14 protein-coding genes and 1 pseudogene are annotated in these 15,770 nt (G+C 73.2%); 3 read left to right on the top strand and 12 right to left on the bottom strand.

All coding sequences use genetic code 11. The annotated features are described in order from the left end of the window. Window positions 1-67 precede the first annotated feature (67 nt). From D9598_RS10855 to D9598_RS10830, 6 genes are all read right to left on the bottom strand, one after another. Window positions 68-850 (bottom strand): succinate dehydrogenase iron-sulfur subunit, encoded by a 783-nt coding sequence (locus D9598_RS10855; protein WP_198366506.1) that lies wholly within the window; start codon window positions 848-850, stop codon window positions 68-70. Window positions 851-865: 15 nt separating this feature from the next. After that, window positions 866-2,674: a succinate dehydrogenase flavoprotein subunit gene (gene sdhA / locus D9598_RS10850; protein ID WP_198366505.1), complete on the bottom strand. Its 1,809-nt coding sequence runs from the start codon at window positions 2,672-2,674 to the stop codon at window positions 866-868. Window positions 2,675-2,772: 98 nt separating this feature from the next. Then, window positions 2,773-3,171 (bottom strand): succinate dehydrogenase, hydrophobic membrane anchor protein, encoded by a 399-nt coding sequence (gene sdhD / locus D9598_RS10845; protein ID WP_198366504.1) that lies wholly within the window; start codon window positions 3,169-3,171, stop codon window positions 2,773-2,775. Between the two features lie 4 nt (window positions 3,172-3,175). Further along, window positions 3,176-3,622: a succinate dehydrogenase, cytochrome b556 subunit gene (sdhC, locus tag D9598_RS10840; RefSeq protein WP_198366503.1), complete on the bottom strand. Its 447-nt coding sequence runs from the start codon at window positions 3,620-3,622 to the stop codon at window positions 3,176-3,178. 156 nt (window positions 3,623-3,778) lie between these two features. Beyond that, window positions 3,779-4,084 (bottom strand): hypothetical protein, encoded by a 306-nt coding sequence (locus D9598_RS10835; protein WP_198366502.1) that lies wholly within the window; start codon window positions 4,082-4,084, stop codon window positions 3,779-3,781. A 111-nt stretch (window positions 4,085-4,195) separates the two neighbouring features. Continuing rightward, complete coding sequence (locus D9598_RS10830) at window positions 4,196-5,218, bottom strand: aspartate-semialdehyde dehydrogenase (RefSeq protein WP_198366501.1); 1,023 nt, start codon at window positions 5,216-5,218, stop codon at window positions 4,196-4,198. A gap of 194 nt (window positions 5,219-5,412) precedes the next feature. Between D9598_RS10830 and D9598_RS10825 the strand changes: the two genes are divergently transcribed. Together D9598_RS10825 and D9598_RS10820 are read left to right on the top strand one after the other, a co-directional pair. Continuing rightward, window positions 5,413-5,838: a DUF1489 domain-containing protein gene (locus D9598_RS10825; RefSeq protein ID WP_198366499.1), complete on the top strand. Its 426-nt coding sequence runs from the start codon at window positions 5,413-5,415 to the stop codon at window positions 5,836-5,838. Between the two features lie 141 nt (window positions 5,839-5,979). Next, on the top strand, window positions 5,980-6,207 hold the full coding sequence (locus D9598_RS10820) for a hypothetical protein (RefSeq protein WP_198366498.1): 228 nt from the start codon (window positions 5,980-5,982) through the stop codon (window positions 6,205-6,207). Window positions 6,208-6,483: 276 nt separating this feature from the next. On the opposite strand, the pseudogene D9598_RS10815 reads toward D9598_RS10820, so the two are convergent. The 6 genes and pseudogenes from D9598_RS10815 to D9598_RS10790 form a co-directional block, all read right to left on the bottom strand. After that, window positions 6,484-6,987, bottom strand: a pseudogene (locus D9598_RS10815) (NADH-quinone oxidoreductase subunit B family protein); the annotation flags it as partial. Window positions 6,988-7,009: 22 nt separating this feature from the next. Beyond that, window positions 7,010-8,545: a hydrogenase expression protein HypE gene (locus D9598_RS10810; protein WP_198366497.1), complete on the bottom strand. Its 1,536-nt coding sequence runs from the start codon at window positions 8,543-8,545 to the stop codon at window positions 7,010-7,012. Continuing rightward, window positions 8,542-10,029 carry a proton-conducting transporter membrane subunit gene (locus tag D9598_RS10805; RefSeq protein WP_198366496.1) on the bottom strand — a complete coding sequence of 496 codons (1,488 nt, stop codon included), beginning with the start codon at window positions 10,027-10,029 and terminating at the stop codon, window positions 8,542-8,544. Before D9598_RS10805 ends, D9598_RS10810 begins: the two co-directional genes overlap by 4 nt. After that, window positions 10,026-10,706 (bottom strand): hydrogenase-4 component E, encoded by a 681-nt coding sequence (locus D9598_RS10800; RefSeq protein ID WP_198366495.1) that lies wholly within the window; start codon window positions 10,704-10,706, stop codon window positions 10,026-10,028. Before D9598_RS10800 ends, D9598_RS10805 begins: the two co-directional genes overlap by 4 nt. A gap of 10 nt (window positions 10,707-10,716) precedes the next feature. After that, on the bottom strand, window positions 10,717-11,676 hold the full coding sequence (locus tag D9598_RS10795; RefSeq protein WP_198366494.1) for a respiratory chain complex I subunit 1 family protein: 960 nt from the start codon (window positions 11,674-11,676) through the stop codon (window positions 10,717-10,719). Further along, entirely contained in the window at window positions 11,673-13,739 is a 2,067-nt protein-coding gene (locus D9598_RS10790) for a proton-conducting transporter membrane subunit (protein ID WP_198366493.1), read from the bottom strand. Before D9598_RS10790 ends, D9598_RS10795 begins: the two co-directional genes overlap by 4 nt. Before the next feature lie 281 nt (window positions 13,740-14,020). Here D9598_RS10790 and D9598_RS10785 point away from each other — a divergent pair, with 281 nt between their 5' ends. Beyond that, a complete protein-coding gene (locus D9598_RS10785; protein WP_198366492.1) occupies window positions 14,021-15,751 on the top strand; it encodes an ATP-binding protein in 1,731 nt (576 codons plus the stop codon). Window positions 15,752-15,770 lie beyond the last annotated feature (19 nt).

The following is a 15,770-nucleotide window of genomic DNA, read 5'->3' as shown; positions in this document are numbered from 1 at the left end:
GCCGGAAAAAGGAAAGGCCTGCCGGTCTCCCGGCAGGCCTTGTCCGTCGTCGCCGGCGTCGCGGGCCTCAGCCCTGGCGCTCGATCATCAGCTCCTTGATCTTGCCGATGGCCTTGGCGGGGTTCAGCCCCTTCGGGCAGGTCGCGGTGCAGTTCATGATGGTGTGGCAGCGGTAGAGGCGGAACGGGTCCTCGAGATTGTCGAGGCGCTCGCCCGCATACTCGTCACGGGAATCCGCGATCCAACGATAGGCCTGCAGCAGCACGGCCGGGCCGAGGTAGCGGTCGCCGTTCCACCAGTAGGAGGGGCAGGCGGTGGAGCAGCAGAAGCACAGGATGCACTCCCACAGCCCGTCCAGCTTGGCGCGCTCCTCCTTGGACTGGCGGCGCTCCTCATCCGGCGGCGCCGGCGTGTCGGACTTCAGCCAGGGCTCGACCGAGCGGAGCTGCGCGTAGATATGCGTCAGGTCCGGCACCAGGTCCTTCACCACCGGCATGTGCGGCAGCGGCGTAACCCGCACGTCCTTCTTCACATCCTCGATCGGCTTCAGGCAGGCGAGGGTGTTCATCCCGTCGATGTTCATCGCGCAGGAGCCACAGATCCCCTCGCGGCAGGAGCGCCGGAAGGTCAGCGTGGTGTCCACCTCGTTCTTGATCTTGATCAGCGCGTCCAGCACCATCGGGCCGCACTTATCGAGATCGATCTCGTAGGTGTCGTAGCGCGGGTTCTCCCCCGTGTCGGGGTCGAACCGGTAGATCTTGAAGGACTTGACGTTCTTCGCGCCCGGCTCGGCCGCATAGGTCTTGCCGGTGCCGATGGTCGAGTTCTTGGGCAGGGTGAAAGTGGCCATGATCCCGCTCCTTCCTCAGTAGACGCGCGGCTTGGGCGGGAAGACCTGAACCTCGTTGGTGAGGGTCCGCATCTTCACGTCGCGGTAGTCGAGGGAAACCTCGTACTTCTCGTTCACGCGGGCGAGGGTGTGCTTCATCCAGTTCGCGTCGTCGCGCTCCGGATAGTCCTCATGCGCGTGGGCGCCACGGCTCTCGTGCCGTGCCTCGGCGCCGACCACCGTGGTCAGCGCGTTGCCGATCAGGTTGTCCAGCTCCAGCGCCTCGACCAGGTCACTGTTCCAGATCAGGCTGCGGTCGGCGATGCGGATATCGGCATAGCCGGCGGCGACCTTGTCCATCTTCTCCACGCCTTCCTTCAGCAGCTCGGCGGTGCGGAAGACGGCGGCATGGGTCTGCATGGTGCGCTGCATGTTGAGGCGCAGATCGGCGACCGAGGTATCGCCCTTGGCGTAGCGCACCCGGTCGAGCCGCTCGAGCGAGGCCTCGCCGGCCTTGGGCGGCAGCGGCGCCTGGGTCGCGCCCGGCTTGACGGTCTCGGCGGCGCGCAACGCGGCGGCGCGGCCGAAGACCACGAGATCGAGCAGCGAGTTGGTGCCGAGGCGGTTGGCGCCGTGCACCGAGACCGAGGCCGCCTCGCCCACCGCCATCAGCCCGGGCACCACCTTGTCCTGGTCGGTGCCGGTCGCGGCCAGCACCTCGCAGTGGATGTTCGTCGGGATGCCGCCCATGTTGTAGTGGACGGTGGGCAGCATCGGGATCGGCTCCTTGGTCACGTCCACGCCGGCGAAGATCTTCGCGGTCTCGGAAATGCCCGGCAGCCGCTCGTGCAGCAGGTCGGCGCCCAGGTGCTCCAGATGCAGGTGGATGTGGTCCTTGTGCGGGCCGACGCCCCGCCCCTCGCGGATCTCCATCGACATGGCGCGGGAGACGACGTCGCGGGACGCCAGGTCCTTCGCCGTCGGCGCGTAGCGCTCCATGAAGCGCTCACCCTCGGAATTGGTGAGGTAGCCGCCCTCGCCCCGCGCGCCCTCGGTGACGAGGCAGCCGGAGCCGTAGATGCCGGTCGGGTGGAACTGCACGAACTCGTTGTCCTGCAGCGGCAGGCCGGCGCGCAGCACCATGCCGCCGCCATCGCCCGTGCAGGTGTGCGCCGAGGTGCAGGAGAAATAGGCGCGGCCATAGCCGCCGGTGGCGAGCACCGTCGTCTGGGCGCGGAAGCGATGGATCGAGCCATCCTCCAGGCACCAGGCGATGACGCCGCGGCAGGCGCCCTCCTCCATGATCAGGTCGAGGGCGAAGTATTCGACGAAGAACTCGCAGTTGTGCTTCAGCGACTGCTGGTAGAGCGTGTGCAGGATGGCATGGCCGGTGCGGTCGGCGGCGGCGCAGGCGCGCATCGCCGGCGTCTTGCCGTAGTTCTGCATGTGGCCGCCGAAGGGCCGCTGGTAGATGCGGCCGTCCTCGGTGCGGCTGAAGGGCACGCCGAAGTGCTCCAGCTCGATGATCGCTGGCACCGCCTCGCGGCACATGTACTCGATGGCGTCCTGGTCGCCCAGCCAGTCCGACCCCTTCACGGTGTCGTACATGTGCCAGCGCCAGTCGTCCTCGCCCATGTTGCCGAGCGCCGCGCCGACGCCACCCTGCGCCGCCACGGTGTGGCTGCGGGTCGGGAAGACCTTGGTGATGCAGGCGGTTTTCAGCCCCGCGGCACCCATGCCGAAGGTCGCGCGCAACCCGGCGCCGCCCGCCCCCACGACCACCACGTCATAGGTGTGGTCCACGATGCGGTAGGCGCCTGAGGAAGGCATGGTGATCGCGTTCATCGTCCCGATCTTCCGTTACTGGCTCGGCGCGCGAAGGGGGCGCCCGATTGTGCAGAGAGCAATCGCCAGGGGCGCGCCCGGCCGGGCGGCCCCGGCGCTCAGATGGCGATCTTCAGCACCGCCACCGCCGAGAGCACGGCGAGCAGCAGGCAGGCGCCCTTGATCAGCAGGACCGCGGCGGTGCGCTTCCACTCGTCCGCGACATAGTCCTCGATGAGGACCTGCAGGCCGGAGGCGGTGTGATGGAAGGCGATGCCCACGGTCAGCAGCAGCAGCGCGGCGTTCAGCGGGTGGCCGATCCAGGCGATCGTCTCGACGTAGCTGATGCCGCCCATGGTGGCCACCGAGAGGGTGAACCACAGCATCAGCGGCAGCAGCGCGATGGAGGTCACGCGCTGGATCCACCAGTGATGCGAGCCCTGCTTGGCCGAGCCCATGCCGCGCACCCGGCCGAGCGGCGAGCGCATCTGCGCGATGTGAAGCTTCTTGTCGCTCATGTGCTCAGCCCCAGGCGATGATGACGATCAGCCAGGTCAGCACCGTCAGCACCCCGGTGCCGATCAGCACGGCACGGCCGGTGCGGTGGGTCGTCGGCAGGTCGTAGCCGTAGCCGGCATCCCACATCAGGTGCCGGATGCCCGCTAGGGTGTGGTACCAGGCGGCGGCGGAGAGGCCGAAGAGCATCAGCATGCCGAGGAAGGAGCTGAAGAACCACTGGGCGGTGGCGAAGGGGCCGGGCCCGGCGGCGGCGGCCACCAGCCACCAGACCATGAAGAGCAGTCCGCCGGCCCAGATGCTGCCGGTGATGCGGTGCGAGATGGACAGGCCGCTGGTGATCTGCAGCATGTCGTAGACCTGCAGATGCGGCGAGAGAGGGCGGCGGATGACCGTCCCGTCGGTGCGGCGACCCATCATGGTCGCATCGCGCGCGTTGTTCGTAAGGGCCATGGACCGATCCCGCTCCGCGAATGTCGAGGCGCCCAGAAGCCCGCCGGGGCAGCGGCGGGCCAGGGCCTTGTGCACGCACCTTTTATGGCGCGCTGCCACAAAGCGTCAACGCAGGGCAGCCATCTCCGGTGCCACGGCGGCGCGCGGCGAAGCGCCTCAATAGCCGTAGCCGCGACCCTGACGGTATCCTGCTCCCGGAGGCGGGCCGTAGCCGCCGCCGTAATAGGCCGGCGGCGGCCGCTCCGGCGTGGTCGCGGCACCGCCCACGGCGCCGAGCGCGCCACCGATCAGCGCGCCGGTGCCGGCATTGCCGCCGGTCAGCGCGCCCACCCCGGCCCCGGCGCCGGCGCCGAGCAGCCCGCCGCCGATGGCCCTCTGGCCCGGATTGTAGGGATCGGTGCAGCCGGCGAGCGCCAGGCCGAGGCCGGCGAGCAGTCCGAGATGCAACAGGGGCTTGCGCATGGGGTCATCCTCCAGCCGTGTTCACGCCCTGGAGGTTCTGCCGGGATCGCGGCCGGCCGGCGGCGGTACCGGGGCGCCGCCGCCGCAATCGGACACGCTTCCGTGAGCGGCTCAGCGCGCCAGCAGGCCCTGCCGCACCAGCTCCTCAGCGATCTGCACCGCGTTCAGCGCCGCGCCCTTGCGCAGATTGTCGGCGACGCACCAGAAGGCCAGGCCATTCGGCACGGTGGGATCGGCGCGGAGGCGGGAGACGAAGACCGGGTCCTCCCCGGCGATCTCGACCTGGGTCGCGTAGCCGCCATCCTCGCGGTGGTCGAGCACGGTGATGCCCGGCGCCTCGCGCAGCGCCTTCCAGGCCTGCTGCACCGTGATGGGCCGCTCGAACTCGGCATGCACCGCCTCGCCATGGCCGATGAAGACCGGCACGCGGACGCAGGAGGCCACCACCTGGATGTCGGGGTCGAGGATCTTGCGGGTCTCGACCGCCATCTTCCATTCCTCCTTGGTGAAGCCGTCCTCCATGAACCTGTCGATATGGGGGATGCAGTTGAAGGCGATGGGCTTGGTGAAGACCTCGGGCGAGGCCGCGTCATTGACGAAGACGCCGCGGGTCTGGGTGAAGAGCTCGTCCATCGCCTCCTTCCCGGCGCCGGAGACCGACTGGTAGGTGGCGACCACCACGCGCCGCAGCCGGGCCATCTCGTGCAGCGGCTTCAGCGCCACCACCATCTGGATGGTCGAGCAGTTCGGATTGGCGATGATGTTGCGCTTGCGGAAGCCCTTCAGCGCCTGCGGATTGACCTCGGGGACCACCAGGGGCACGTCCGGCTCCATGCGGAACTGGCTGGTGTTGTCGATCACCACGCAGCCCGCGGCGGCGGCGCGCGGCGCATGGATGGCGGAGACCGAGGCGCCCGGCGAGAAGAGGCCGATATCGACGCCCTCGAAATCGAAGGTCTCCAGGTTGCGCACCTTCAGCACGGCCCGCTCGCCGAAGGAGACTTCCTGCCCGGCGGAGCGGCCCGAGGCGAGGGCGATCACCTCGCTGACCGGGAATTCCCGTTCGGCGAGGGTCTTGAGGATCTCGCGCCCCACATTGCCGGTGGCGCCGACGACCGCAACCCGGTAGCCCATGCCGCGCATCTCCTTCTCGATGGTTCCCGATGGGCCCGGGTCCCCGGCGATCGCCAGCCGGACCGTCCGGGCAAAAAAGCGCGCTGGCTTAACGCCCGCCGGGCGGATGGCGCAACCGTTTTGAGGGGAGGCCGGTCCGGCCGCGCCGGGGCCCCGCCCTTGCGCCGGCGCCGGCGCGGCGTAGATCATGCGGCGTGCTGCATATCCTGAAGCTCTGCGTCGGCCCCCGCGACATCGCCGCCCTCCGCGCCGCCCAGGCGCGGCGCGTGGCGCTGGACCCGCCGCTGCGCCACCTGACCCGCATGGCGCCGAAGCGGGCGGAGGAGATCCTGGAGGGCGGCTCGCTCTACTGGGTGGTGGCGGGCTTCGTCAGCGTGCGCCAGCGCATCCTCGAGATCCGGCAGGAGCCGGGCGCCGACGGCACGCCGCACGCCGCCCTGGTGCTGGACCCCGTCCTGACGCCGGTGGCGGCGCGGCCGGTCAAGCCCTTCCAGGGCTGGCGCTACCTGGCCGCCGAGGTGGCGCCGCCCGACCTGGCCCCGGGCGCCACCCCGGCCGAGGGCCTTGCCGACCTGCCGGCGGCGCTGCGGCGCAGCCTGGAGGAGCTCTGCCTGCTCTGACCGGCCCGCTCCGATGGCCCGCTCCGATCGGCCCGTCTTACGGTTAATTCAGCGCCGGCCCATGCTGGCGAGAGAAGGCCGGCGGCAGAGTATCGGGGACGGACCGCAGGATCGCGGTTCCGCATCAGGATATCGCACAGCATGCTCCGCTCGCTCCGCCTCATGCTCGCCACCCTGGCCCTGGCTGCACCGCTCGCCCTCGCCGGCCACGCCACCCCGGCCGAGGCCCGCACCCCCGCCCGGGCGGAGCAGCAGGCCCAGCGCCCCCACGCGGCCAAGCGGCATCACGCTACGGCCCACAAGCGTCATCACCGTCAGCAGGCCCAGGCGCGCCGCGCACCCCGGGCGCCGCGCCCCGCCGCCGGCTGACACGGGTTCGGCGGCGGCCTTATTCCCGGCAGGTCGTCGTCCGACAGGCCGTTCCCGCAGGGAGCGGCCATTCGGGCCGGCTGGAGCGATCCGGCCGGCCCCTTTTCATGCGCCCGCCTGTCATACGCCCGCCCGGGCAGCCGTTCAGGCGTCCCGCTCCATGCGAGGGCCGGGGGCGCCGGCCTCATCAGGGGGCTCCGGCCCTTCCTCCGGTCCTTCCTCCAGCCTGGGCTCGGCCCTTGGCGGCGGGGCGGCGGGCGGCGGCTCCCGCTGTGCGCCGAGCAGGGCCAGCAGGCCTTCCAGCAGCAGGGTCGGACTCGGCGGGCAGCCGGGGATGACCAGATCGACCGGCAGCACCGCGTCCACCCCGTCCGCCACCGCGTAGCTGCCGGCGAAAAGCCCGCCGCCCAGGGCGCAATCGCCCACCGCCACCACCCATTTCGGCTCCGGCATGGCGGCATGGGTGCGCAGCAGCGCCTCGACCATGTTGCGGCTGGCCGGGCCGGTCGCCAGCAGCACGTCGGCGTGGCGTGGCGAGGCGACGAAGCGGAGCCCGAAGCGCTCGAGGTCGTAGACGGCGCCATGGAGCGCGTTCAGCTCCAGCTCGCAGCCGTTGCAGGAACCCGAATCGACATGCCGGATCGCCAGGCTGCGGCCCAGCCGGCGCCGCGCCGCCTGCTCCAGCCGCTCGGACAGGGCGGCGACGGTGGCCTCCGGCGCGGCCGGTGCCGGATCGGTCAGCGGCCGGCGCAGGCCGCGCAGCATGCGGGGCCAGAGCATCGCCATCAGCCGCGCCTCCGTGTCACAGGTCCACCCCGCTATAGGAGGCGTTGAAGGATTTGTTGCACAGCGGGAAGTCGGCCAGGATATTGCCCTCCATCGCCGCCTCCAGCAGCGGCCAGTGCAGCCAGGACGGGTCACGCGGGAAGAGGCCACGGATCAGCCCGGCCTCGTCCAGCGCCATCCAGCAGAAGACCTCGCCGCGGAAGCCCTCCACCAGCCCGATCCCCTCCCCGCCCTTCCCGGGCAGCGGCAGCAGGGTCTCGCCCGGCTCGAGCCGCGCCAGCAGGGTGCCCACCAGCTCCAGGCTCCGCGCCAGCTCCTCGATCCGCACCGCCAGCCGCGCCTCCACATCCCCCGCCGCGGCGCCGGCCACGGCGATCTCGAGGCCGGCATAGGGCGCATAGGGCAGATCCCGCCGGACGTCGAAGTCCCGTCCCGAGGCGCGGCCGACGAAGCCGCCGGCGGCATAGGCGGCGACAAGCTCCGGCCGCGCCACGCCGGTGCCCGCCAGCCGGTCCTGCAGGCTGGCATGCTCCTCGCAGATCCGGCGCAGCGCCGGCAGCTCCGCGCCCACCACGGCGAGCGCCGCCAGCAGCCGGTCCGGTCCGCTCGGCGCGATGTCGATGGAGACGCCGCCGGGCACCAGGCGGTCCATCATCAGCCGGTGGCCGAAGGCGGCGTCGCAGGCGCGCAGCACCCCCTCGCGCAGCGCGCCGAGGCGCGCCTGGGGCCAGAGGAAGGCGGCATCGCCGCAAAGCGCGGCCCAGTCGTTCAGGTGGTTGGCGATACGCTCCAGCTCCGCCATCACGCCGCGCAGCAGCAGGGCGCGCGGCGGCGGCACCAGGCTGGTGGCGGCCTCGGCGGCGGCGGCGAAGGCCCAGGCCAGCGCCACGGTGGAATCGCCCGAGATGCGCGCGGCGTAGCGGGCGGCGGCGCGCGGCGTCCTGCCCAGCATCAGGCCGATCAGGCCCCGATGCTTGTAGCCGAGCCGTGCTTCCAGCCGCACCACCGCCTCGCCCTGGACATGGAAGCGGAAATGGCCGGATTCGATGACCCCGGCGTGCACCGGCCCGACCGGCACCTGGTGCACCCCCTCCCCCTCGGCCGGCAGGAAGACCGGCTGCGGCCGCTCGCCACCCACGGGAAGGGCGGGGAGCGGCGCGGCGGCCGCCCCCCCGCCCTGCCCCTGGACGGCGAGCGGGCGCGCGGCGGCCCAGGCGCCGTGGTCGAGCCAGGGCCGGGCATCCACCGCCCCCTCGGCCCTGAGGCCCCAGAGATCGGCGATGGCGCGTTCGAACAGGATGGCGCCGGGGCGCGCGGGGGAGAGGGCGGGATAGGCGCCATCGGCGGCCGCCACGCTGGCCAGCAGCAGCTCGGGGCCCAGGCGGAAGGCGGCGTGCACGGTGCGCGCCTCGGCCCAGAGGGCGAGAAGTTCCAGCGCCGGCTCCTGCCGCAGCGCCGCCGGCAGGGCCGCCCAGCTCGCCGGGTCGAGCCACCAGCGCCAGGGGGTGAGCCGCTGCCCGGCGCGGATCAGGTCGGAGGCCGGCCCCGTCATCCCGCGATCCCCGCCGCCTCGGTCAGCAGCGCCAGCCCCGCCGCCGGGAGGGCGAGGCCGAGCAGCAGCGCCAGCAGCAGATGCAGGTGCAGCGGCAGCAGCGTCGCCCATTCCGCCGCCGGATGGCCGAGCCAGTGGCGCTGGTCCGGCGGCGGCACGCCGGCGCGGCCCGGCCCGAAGCAGAGCGCCTGCAGCACCTTCAGCAGCGCCAGCGCCGCCAGCAGCAGACCGAGGCCCAGCGGCAGGGCCAGCCAGGGCAGCCGCGTCACCATCTGCTGCATCAGCAGCACCTCGCTGGCGAAGAGGACGAAGGGCGGCAGCCCGGCGGCCGCCAGGATGGCGAGCGCCAGCGACCAGCCGAGCAGGGGATGCGATTCCGCCAGCCCGCCGATCGCGGCGATGCGCTGGCTGCCCTTGATCTGGATGGCGCGGCCGAGGCCGAAGAAGACCGCGCTCTTGACCAGCGAATGGCCCAGCAGGTGCAGCATGCCGGCCAGCGCCGCCGGGCCGCCCAGGCCGAAGGCCATGCTGGCCAGCCCCATGTGCTCGATGCTGCTCCAGGCGAAGAGCCGGCGCGCGTCGCGCCGCCGCCACAGCGCGAAGGCGGCCAGCAGCACCGAGGCCAGGCCCATGGCCAGCATCAGCGCCCCCGGCGGCAGCACCTCCGGATTGCCGGAAACCACCGCCCGGGCGCGCAGGATGGCGTGCAGCGCGGTGTTCAGCAGCAGGCCGGACAGCACGGCGGAAATCGCCATCGGGCCCTCGGCATGGGCATCGGGGAGCCAGGAATGCAGCGGTGCCAGCCCCGCCTTGGTGCCATAGCCGACCAGCAGGAAGACGAAGGCGAGGCTGAGCAGGCGCGGGTCCGCCTCGGGCGCCATCTGCCGCAGCACGCCGAAGGACAGCGCCGTGGCGCCCCCCTCGCCCAGCGGCTGCGCCGCCAGCGCCAGGGCGATGGTGCCGAACAGCGCCAGGGCGATGCCGGTGCCGCAGAGGACCAGGAACTTCCACGCCGCCTCGATCGAGGCCGGCGTGCGGTGCAGCGCCACCATCAGCACCGTGGCGACGGTCGCCGCCTCGACCGCCACCCACATCACGCCCAGATCCTCGGCCAGCAGCGCCAGGGCATTGGCGCCGAGGAAGACCTGGAAGGCGGCATGGTAGGCGCGCCCGGCGCGCGGGCCGAAGCCCTCGCCGCGGATCGTGGCGGCGGAGTAGAGCGCCGTGGTCACGCCGATCACGCCGGCCAGCAGCAGCAGGGGCAGGTTCAGCGCGTCGAGATGCAGCAGCGCCGCCTCGGGGCCGCGCCCGCGCGCCGCCAGCGCCAGGATCAGGCCGAGCTGCGCCGCCGCCAGGGCCAGGTTCAGCCGCGCCGCCAGCCGCTGGGCCGGCAGCAGCGCCAGCAGCGCCGCGCCCGCCAGCGGCAGCAGCGCCACCAGCCAGAGATGCGCGGCCCAAATGGGAATGGACGAGACCGCGTTCATTCGCGCTCCCCCCGGAAGCGGTGCAGCAGGGAGAGATCGAGGGGCGGATGCCCGCCCGGCAGGTCGTCGCGCAGGCGCAGCACGAAGAAGCCGGCCACGGCCGCCAGCACCAGCACCAGCGCCGCGGAGGACAGCTCCACCACGAGCGGCATGCCGCGCACCCCGGCCGCCGCCAGCACCAGCCCGTTCTCCAGGCTGAGCAGGCCGATGACCACGCTGATGGCGTTGCGCCGCGTCACCATCATCAGAAGGCCGAGCAGCACCACGGAGAGCGCCAGCGCCAGATCCTCCCGCGCCGCCGCCGCGACGGGCCCCGCCCCCGGCGGCACCACCGTCACCGCCAGCGTCACCAGGGCGAGCCCGGCGATCAGGCTGCCGCCGATGCCGAGAGGCGCGTCCACCTCCCGCCGCAGGCCGAGCCGCGCCACCATGCGGCGCAGCGCCAGCGGGATCAGCACGGCCTTGGCGGCGCCGGCCAGCAGGGCGGTGAGATAGAGGGCCGGCGCGCCCTGGGCATGCGCCTGCCAGGCGACGGCGAGCGCCAGCACCGCCCCCTGGGCGGCGAAGGCGGTGATCACGGCGGCGATGCGCCGCTGGTAAAGCAGCAGGAAGGAGAGCAGCAGCACGCCGCCGCCGAGCAGATGCGCCATGTCATAGGAGAGCTGGCCGAAGACCATGCGCCGCGCCTCAGGCCTGGCCGGTGGAAAGGAAGAGGTAGACCGCCGCCAGCATGGCCAGCAGCAGCGCGGCGCCGAGGAACTCCGGCACGCGGAAGACCCGCATCTTGGCGATGGCGCATTCGAAGGCCGCCAGCGCGCCACCCAGCACCGCCAGCTTCGCGCCCCAGGCCGCCAGGCCGAGCAGCCAGGCCAGTGGCCCGGCCCCGGCCGGCGCCGTGCCGAAGGGCAGGAAGATCGCCGCCAGCAGGGCGAGCCAGAGGGTCAGCTGCAGCGCTCCCTGCATCTCCCACAGCGCCAGGTGGCGGCCCGAGGATTCCAGCAGCATGGCCTCGTGCACCATGGTCAGTTCCAGATGCGTGGCGGGATTGTCCACCGGCAGCCGGGCATTCTCGGCCAGGGCCACCGCCATCAGCGCCGCGGCGGCGAGGCCGAGCGAGACACGCAGCCCCTGCCCGCCCTCCTGCAGCACGCCGCCGATCACCTCCGGGCTGGTGCTGCCGGCCAGCAGGGCGAGGCTGATCAGCGCCACCATCAGCGCCGGCTCGGCCAGGGCCGCGAAGCTGGCCGCCCGCGCCGCGCCCAGGCCGCCGAAGGCGGTGCCGGCATCCATCCCCTGCAGCACCAGGGCGCAGCGGGCCAGCGCCAGCAGGCCGGCGATCAGGATCAGGTCGGAGAGCGGCGCCAGCGCCATGCCGTGCGCGAAGCCCGGCACCAGGGCCGCCGCCACCAGCGTCGCCGCCAGGGCGAGATAGGGCGCGGCGCTGGAGACCGGCGAGGCGTTCTCCGCCAGCACCGGCTGCTTGCGGAGCAGGCGGGCGAGGTCGCGCCAGGGCTGCAGGGGCGAGGCGCCGCGATGGCCGGTCAGCCGCGCCTTCAGCCAGCGGACGCCGCCCGCCACCAGCGGCGCCAGCGCCAGCATCAGCACCAGGTGCAGGATCTGCGCCGGCAGGCCGGAGAGGGCGATCATGCCGCGCCCGCCAGGGAGGGCCAGAGGGAGGGCCAGAGGGAGGGCCAGAGGGAGGGCCAAAGGGCGAGCAGCGCCAGCAGGGCGACCAGGGTGCCGAGGGCCAGGCCGATGAACTGCCGGAGGCCGAGGTCGCGCAGCCGCTCCAGCACCGCCGCCACCCTGTCCCTGCCGCGCGCCAGGGGCGCCAGGAGCCAGCGGCCGGCGGGGTCCTCGAAGCGGCTCTCGAACCGGGCCGGCGCCGGGTCGCCCGGGGCGGCGGCGCGCAGATCCTCCTGTGCCGCGAGCAGCGTGGCGCCCAGCATGCGGTGCAGCGGCTGGGCGAAGCCGGCGGCGCTCGGCTGGGTGGCGGGATCGCCGAAGGGCAGATGCGCCGGCGGCGCGGTGAAGCCGCCATCCCAGGGCGGCGCCCGCCGCGAGGGCCAGGGCGAGAGGCGGCGCAGCAGCGCGGCAAGGCCGAGCCCGGCCAGGGCCAGCAGCAGCAGCACCGCCAGCGGCGCATAGTCGGCGGCCGGCGCCGAGGCACTGACCGAGAGCAGGGTGAACTCGGGCAGGCCGGCATGGCCGGTGATCCGCTGCAGGGCGGGCGCGGCGAGACCCAGCAGCGGACCGGGCAGCAGGCCCAGCAGCGCGGCGAGCCCGGCCAGTCCGGCCAGCACGCCGCGCGGCAGCGGCGCCGCCTCCTGCGCGCCCAGCGTGCGCGGGGTGCGCGGCCGGCCCAGGAAGGCCAGCCCCCAGAAGCGCAGCATGGCGGCCGCCCCCAGCGCCGCCCCCAGCGCCGCCGCCGCCAGCGCCGCCATGACCAGGATCTGGAAGCCCAGCGCCCCCACCCGCCACGCGGCCAGCAGGGCCTGGAACAGCAGCCACTCCCCGGCGAATCCGGCCAGCGGGGGCAGGGCCGCGGCGGCGGCCGCGCCGGCCAGCGCGCACCAGCCGACCAGCGGCATGGCGTGGATCAGCCCACCCATGCCGTCCAGCCGCCGCGCCCCGGCGCCATGCAGCATCTCCCCGGCCGCCAGGAACAGCAGCGCCTTGAAAACGGCATGGGCCAGCAGGTGAAACAGCGCGGCGCCGGCCGCCAGCGCCGCCAGCGGCCCGAGATCCGCCGCCCGCAGCGCCGCGGCGAGGCCGAGGCCGAGCGCCACCAGGCCGACATGCTCGATGGTCGAGCAGGCCAGCAGGCGCTTGGCGTCGGTCTCCTGCGTGGCGCGCAGTCCGCCCAGCACGGCGCTGGCCGCGCCCAGGACCATCAGCGGCAGGCCCCACCAGAGCGGCTGGGCCGGGCCGCCCAGGTCCAGCAGCAGCCGGGCCAGGACATAGAGCGCGACCTTGGTCATCGCCGCCGAGAGCAGCGCCGAGCCGGCGGCGGGCGCGGCCGCATGGGCCGGCGGCAGCCAGGGATGCAGCGGCACCAGCCCGGCCTTGGCCCCCGCCCCCGCCACCACCAGCAGCAGCACCGCCCCGGCGCGCCAGCCCTCGGGCGGCGCGGCCCGCAGGGCGGCGAAGGAGAAATCCCCGGCGAGGCCGGTCATCAGCCCGATGGCGGGGATCAGGCAGGCGGCGCCGAACAGCGCGAAGCCCAGATAGAGCCGGGCGGCCTCGCGCCGCTCCTCCTCCACATGGCCGGCGGCCAGCAGGGCCCAGGAGGCCAGCGACATCGCCTCGAAGCCGAGCAGCAGGGTGATGCCATCGGCGGCCAGGACGGTCAGCGCCATGCCGGCCAGGAACAGCGGATAGGGCACCAGGCGGCGCGGCATCGCGGCGGTCTCGCGCGCTGCGGCGTAGAGCATGGCCGCCAGCCCCACGAGGCCGAGCGGCACCAGGAAGAAGGCCGAAAGCCCGTCCAGTTCCAGGCTGAGCGGCGCCCAGGGCGGCCCGACCGGCAGCAGCAGCGGCGCCCCGCCCTCCAGCGCCAGCCCTGCCAGCCCCAGCCCCGCGAAGCCGGCGGAGACGGCGGCGCAGCCATACCGGACGAGTTGCGGCAGCCAGGGATGCCGCGTCGCAGCCAGGCCAGCCAGGGACAGCAGCAGGAGGCAGAGCAGCAGCAGGGCGAGCGCCGCGGTCACGGCAGGGCGGAAAGCTGTGTCACGACGGCAGGATAGGCAGGGCGGGCAGCCGCCGAAAGGCGGCAAATGGCCGGAGGCGGGACATTGCGCCCGCCGGCCGGTCACAGACGGTTCAGGGCCATGGCGCCGCGGGCGTAGCAGGCCATGCCATGCGCCTCACCGGATGACACATCGCCATCCGTCCAAAAAAGAGAGAAAGACCAAATACTGCCATTGTTTCATTTGAAGCCTTTCTTGCGCTATTCATGTCTCTCCGCAGCGCAGCACAGAGGATGCAGTGCATGATCAGCAGCGTGACCAAGCTCCGCGTCGACAACGAGGATTTTCTTGTTGCCTCGATGATCGAGCGCTGCCCACGCAGCATGATGATCCGGGAGTTGCTGCAGAACGCGCTGGAGGCGGCCGCCACCGCGCCGGAGGGACGACGCCGGGTGGAGTTCTCCGTCCTGCCCGTCGAGGGCACCCGCAAGCTGGCGATCTGGAACAGCGGCACCGGCCTGAGCGGCGAGGAGCTGTTCCGGATGTGCGACATCGCCTCCTCGATCCGCAAGGAAACCGGGCTCGACCGCAATTTCGGCATGGGCGCCAAGGTGGCCTCGCTGCCCTCCAACCAGCGGGGCCTGCGCTACCGCTCCGCCCGCCAGGGCGAGGTCGGCGAGGTGGTGATCGGCAAGTTCAACGGGGTCTATGGCCGCCTGCTGCGCCCGGGCGGGGACGGCCGCCCCGCGGAGGTCATCGACGCCGGCGAGGCCGCCCGCGCCGAGGGGCGCCGGACCGGGGAGGACTGGACGGAGGTCGTGCTGCTCGGCAACGCCGCCGCGCAGGACACGGTGAGCGATCCCTATAACGGGCGGCCGCGGGTCGGCCCGCGCTGGCTGGTCGATGCGATCGGCCAGCGGTTCTTCCGCTTCCCCGAGGGCGTCGAGATCCTGCTGCAACCCGGCATCGCCGGCCTGAAGGCGCCGCACCGGCTGACCAGCCTGGCCACGCGCCTCGCCCGGCTGGCGCGCTACGAGGCGGTGCACACGCCCGAGGGCATCACGATCCACTACGCCTACGATCCGGCGCACCCGACCCTGGCGGATGCCAATGCGAGCCAGGGCGGCGGGCCGGAGAGCGCCAGCAGCCTGGCGGCGCTGGTGCATCAGGACGAGATGTACGGCGTGCTGTCCGGCCAGGCCTGGCGCCGCGAGGCGCCAAGCTTCGGCATCCCCTTCGTGGCCCGGCATGTCACCATCCTGGTGGAGCTGCCGTCCGACTATCCGGTGCAGCCGGAGGCCTATCGCGAGTTCCTCCGCTACCGCTCCGAGACCCAGGCGCAGGTGAAGCTGCTCGACTTCGCGGGCCTGGTGACGCGGCACCAGCCGGGCTGGCTGGCCAAGCTGCTGGCCGACGCCTCCCCCGCCGCCGCCTATGCCGCGGAGGTGCAGGAGGAGCTGCGCCAGATGCTGGAGCAGATGGGCGTCGCGCGCCGCCGCCCACGCCAGTCGCCGCCCCTGCCGAAGGAGCCGCCGGCGCCACGGCAGGGCGAGCCGCGACCGCCGGCCGAGCCGAAGCCCGTCCCCCTCGAGAATGCGCCGGCCATCTTCCTGCTGCGCGATCCGGCCGAGCTCGCCGACCGCGACCTGCTGCACCGCGCCGCCTGCTACTACCCCGAGACCCACCAGCTGCATGTCAACCTGACCTATGGCGCGGTGGGCGAGATGGCCCGGATGCTGCTGGCCACCGCCCCCGAGGGAATGGACGCCGAGAGGGTGGCGGAGGCCGCGCAGCTCCAGGCCGAGCGCGGCATGGTGCTGCGAATCGCCCGTGGCCTGGCCTATGCCCTGGCCAAGCGGGGCCGGCCGCAGGAATGGAAGGAGCCGCATCTGCGCGCCGCCCTGTCGCCCGAGGTGCTGACGCTGATCGCCGACGACATTCGCACCGGCTGGGCCGAGGCGGAGGCCGGCCTGGCGCGGGCGCTGGGCGATGCGGAGGTCGGCCAGCCGGCGCCGGAGTTGCAGCCGGCCTGAGCCCGCGGCGGGGCCCGTA

The organism is Roseomonas sp. KE0001, assembly GCF_016107285.1.
Lineage (GTDB): Bacteria > Pseudomonadota > Alphaproteobacteria > Acetobacterales > Acetobacteraceae > Pseudoroseomonas.
Note: the sequence above shows the minus strand (reverse complement) of the source record. Positions and strands in the feature narration are given on the sequence as shown.

What these genes read in the sequence shown, in the direction of transcription:
- D9598_RS10820 (WP_198366498.1), top strand. Translation starts at nt 5,980, where the DNA reads ATGCTCCGCTCGCTCCGCCTCATGCTCGCCACCCTGGCCCTGGCTGCA.
- sdhD (WP_198366504.1), bottom strand. Translation starts at nt 3,171, where the DNA reads ATGAGCGACAAGAAGCTTCACATCGCGCAGATGCGCTCGCCGCTCGGC.
- D9598_RS10810 (WP_198366497.1), bottom strand. Translation starts at nt 8,545, where the DNA reads ATGACGGGGCCGGCCTCCGACCTGATCCGCGCCGGGCAGCGGCTCACC.
- D9598_RS10795 (WP_198366494.1), bottom strand. Translation starts at nt 11,676, where the DNA reads ATGATCGCCCTCTCCGGCCTGCCGGCGCAGATCCTGCACCTGGTGCTG.
- sdhC (WP_198366503.1), bottom strand. Translation starts at nt 3,622, where the DNA reads ATGGCCCTTACGAACAACGCGCGCGATGCGACCATGATGGGTCGCCGC.
- D9598_RS10805 (WP_198366496.1), bottom strand. Translation starts at nt 10,029, where the DNA reads ATGAACGCGGTCTCGTCCATTCCCATTTGGGCCGCGCATCTCTGGCTG.
- D9598_RS10855 (WP_198366506.1), bottom strand. Translation starts at nt 850, where the DNA reads ATGGCCACTTTCACCCTGCCCAAGAACTCGACCATCGGCACCGGCAAG.
- D9598_RS10800 (WP_198366495.1), bottom strand. Translation starts at nt 10,706, where the DNA reads ATGGTCTTCGGCCAGCTCTCCTATGACATGGCGCATCTGCTCGGCGGC.
- sdhA (WP_198366505.1), bottom strand. Translation starts at nt 2,674, where the DNA reads ATGAACGCGATCACCATGCCTTCCTCAGGCGCCTACCGCATCGTGGAC.
- D9598_RS10830 (WP_198366501.1), bottom strand. Translation starts at nt 5,218, where the DNA reads ATGGGCTACCGGGTTGCGGTCGTCGGCGCCACCGGCAATGTGGGGCGC.
- D9598_RS10835 (WP_198366502.1), bottom strand. Translation starts at nt 4,084, where the DNA reads ATGCGCAAGCCCCTGTTGCATCTCGGACTGCTCGCCGGCCTCGGCCTG.
- D9598_RS10785 (WP_198366492.1), top strand. Translation starts at nt 14,021, where the DNA reads ATGATCAGCAGCGTGACCAAGCTCCGCGTCGACAACGAGGATTTTCTT.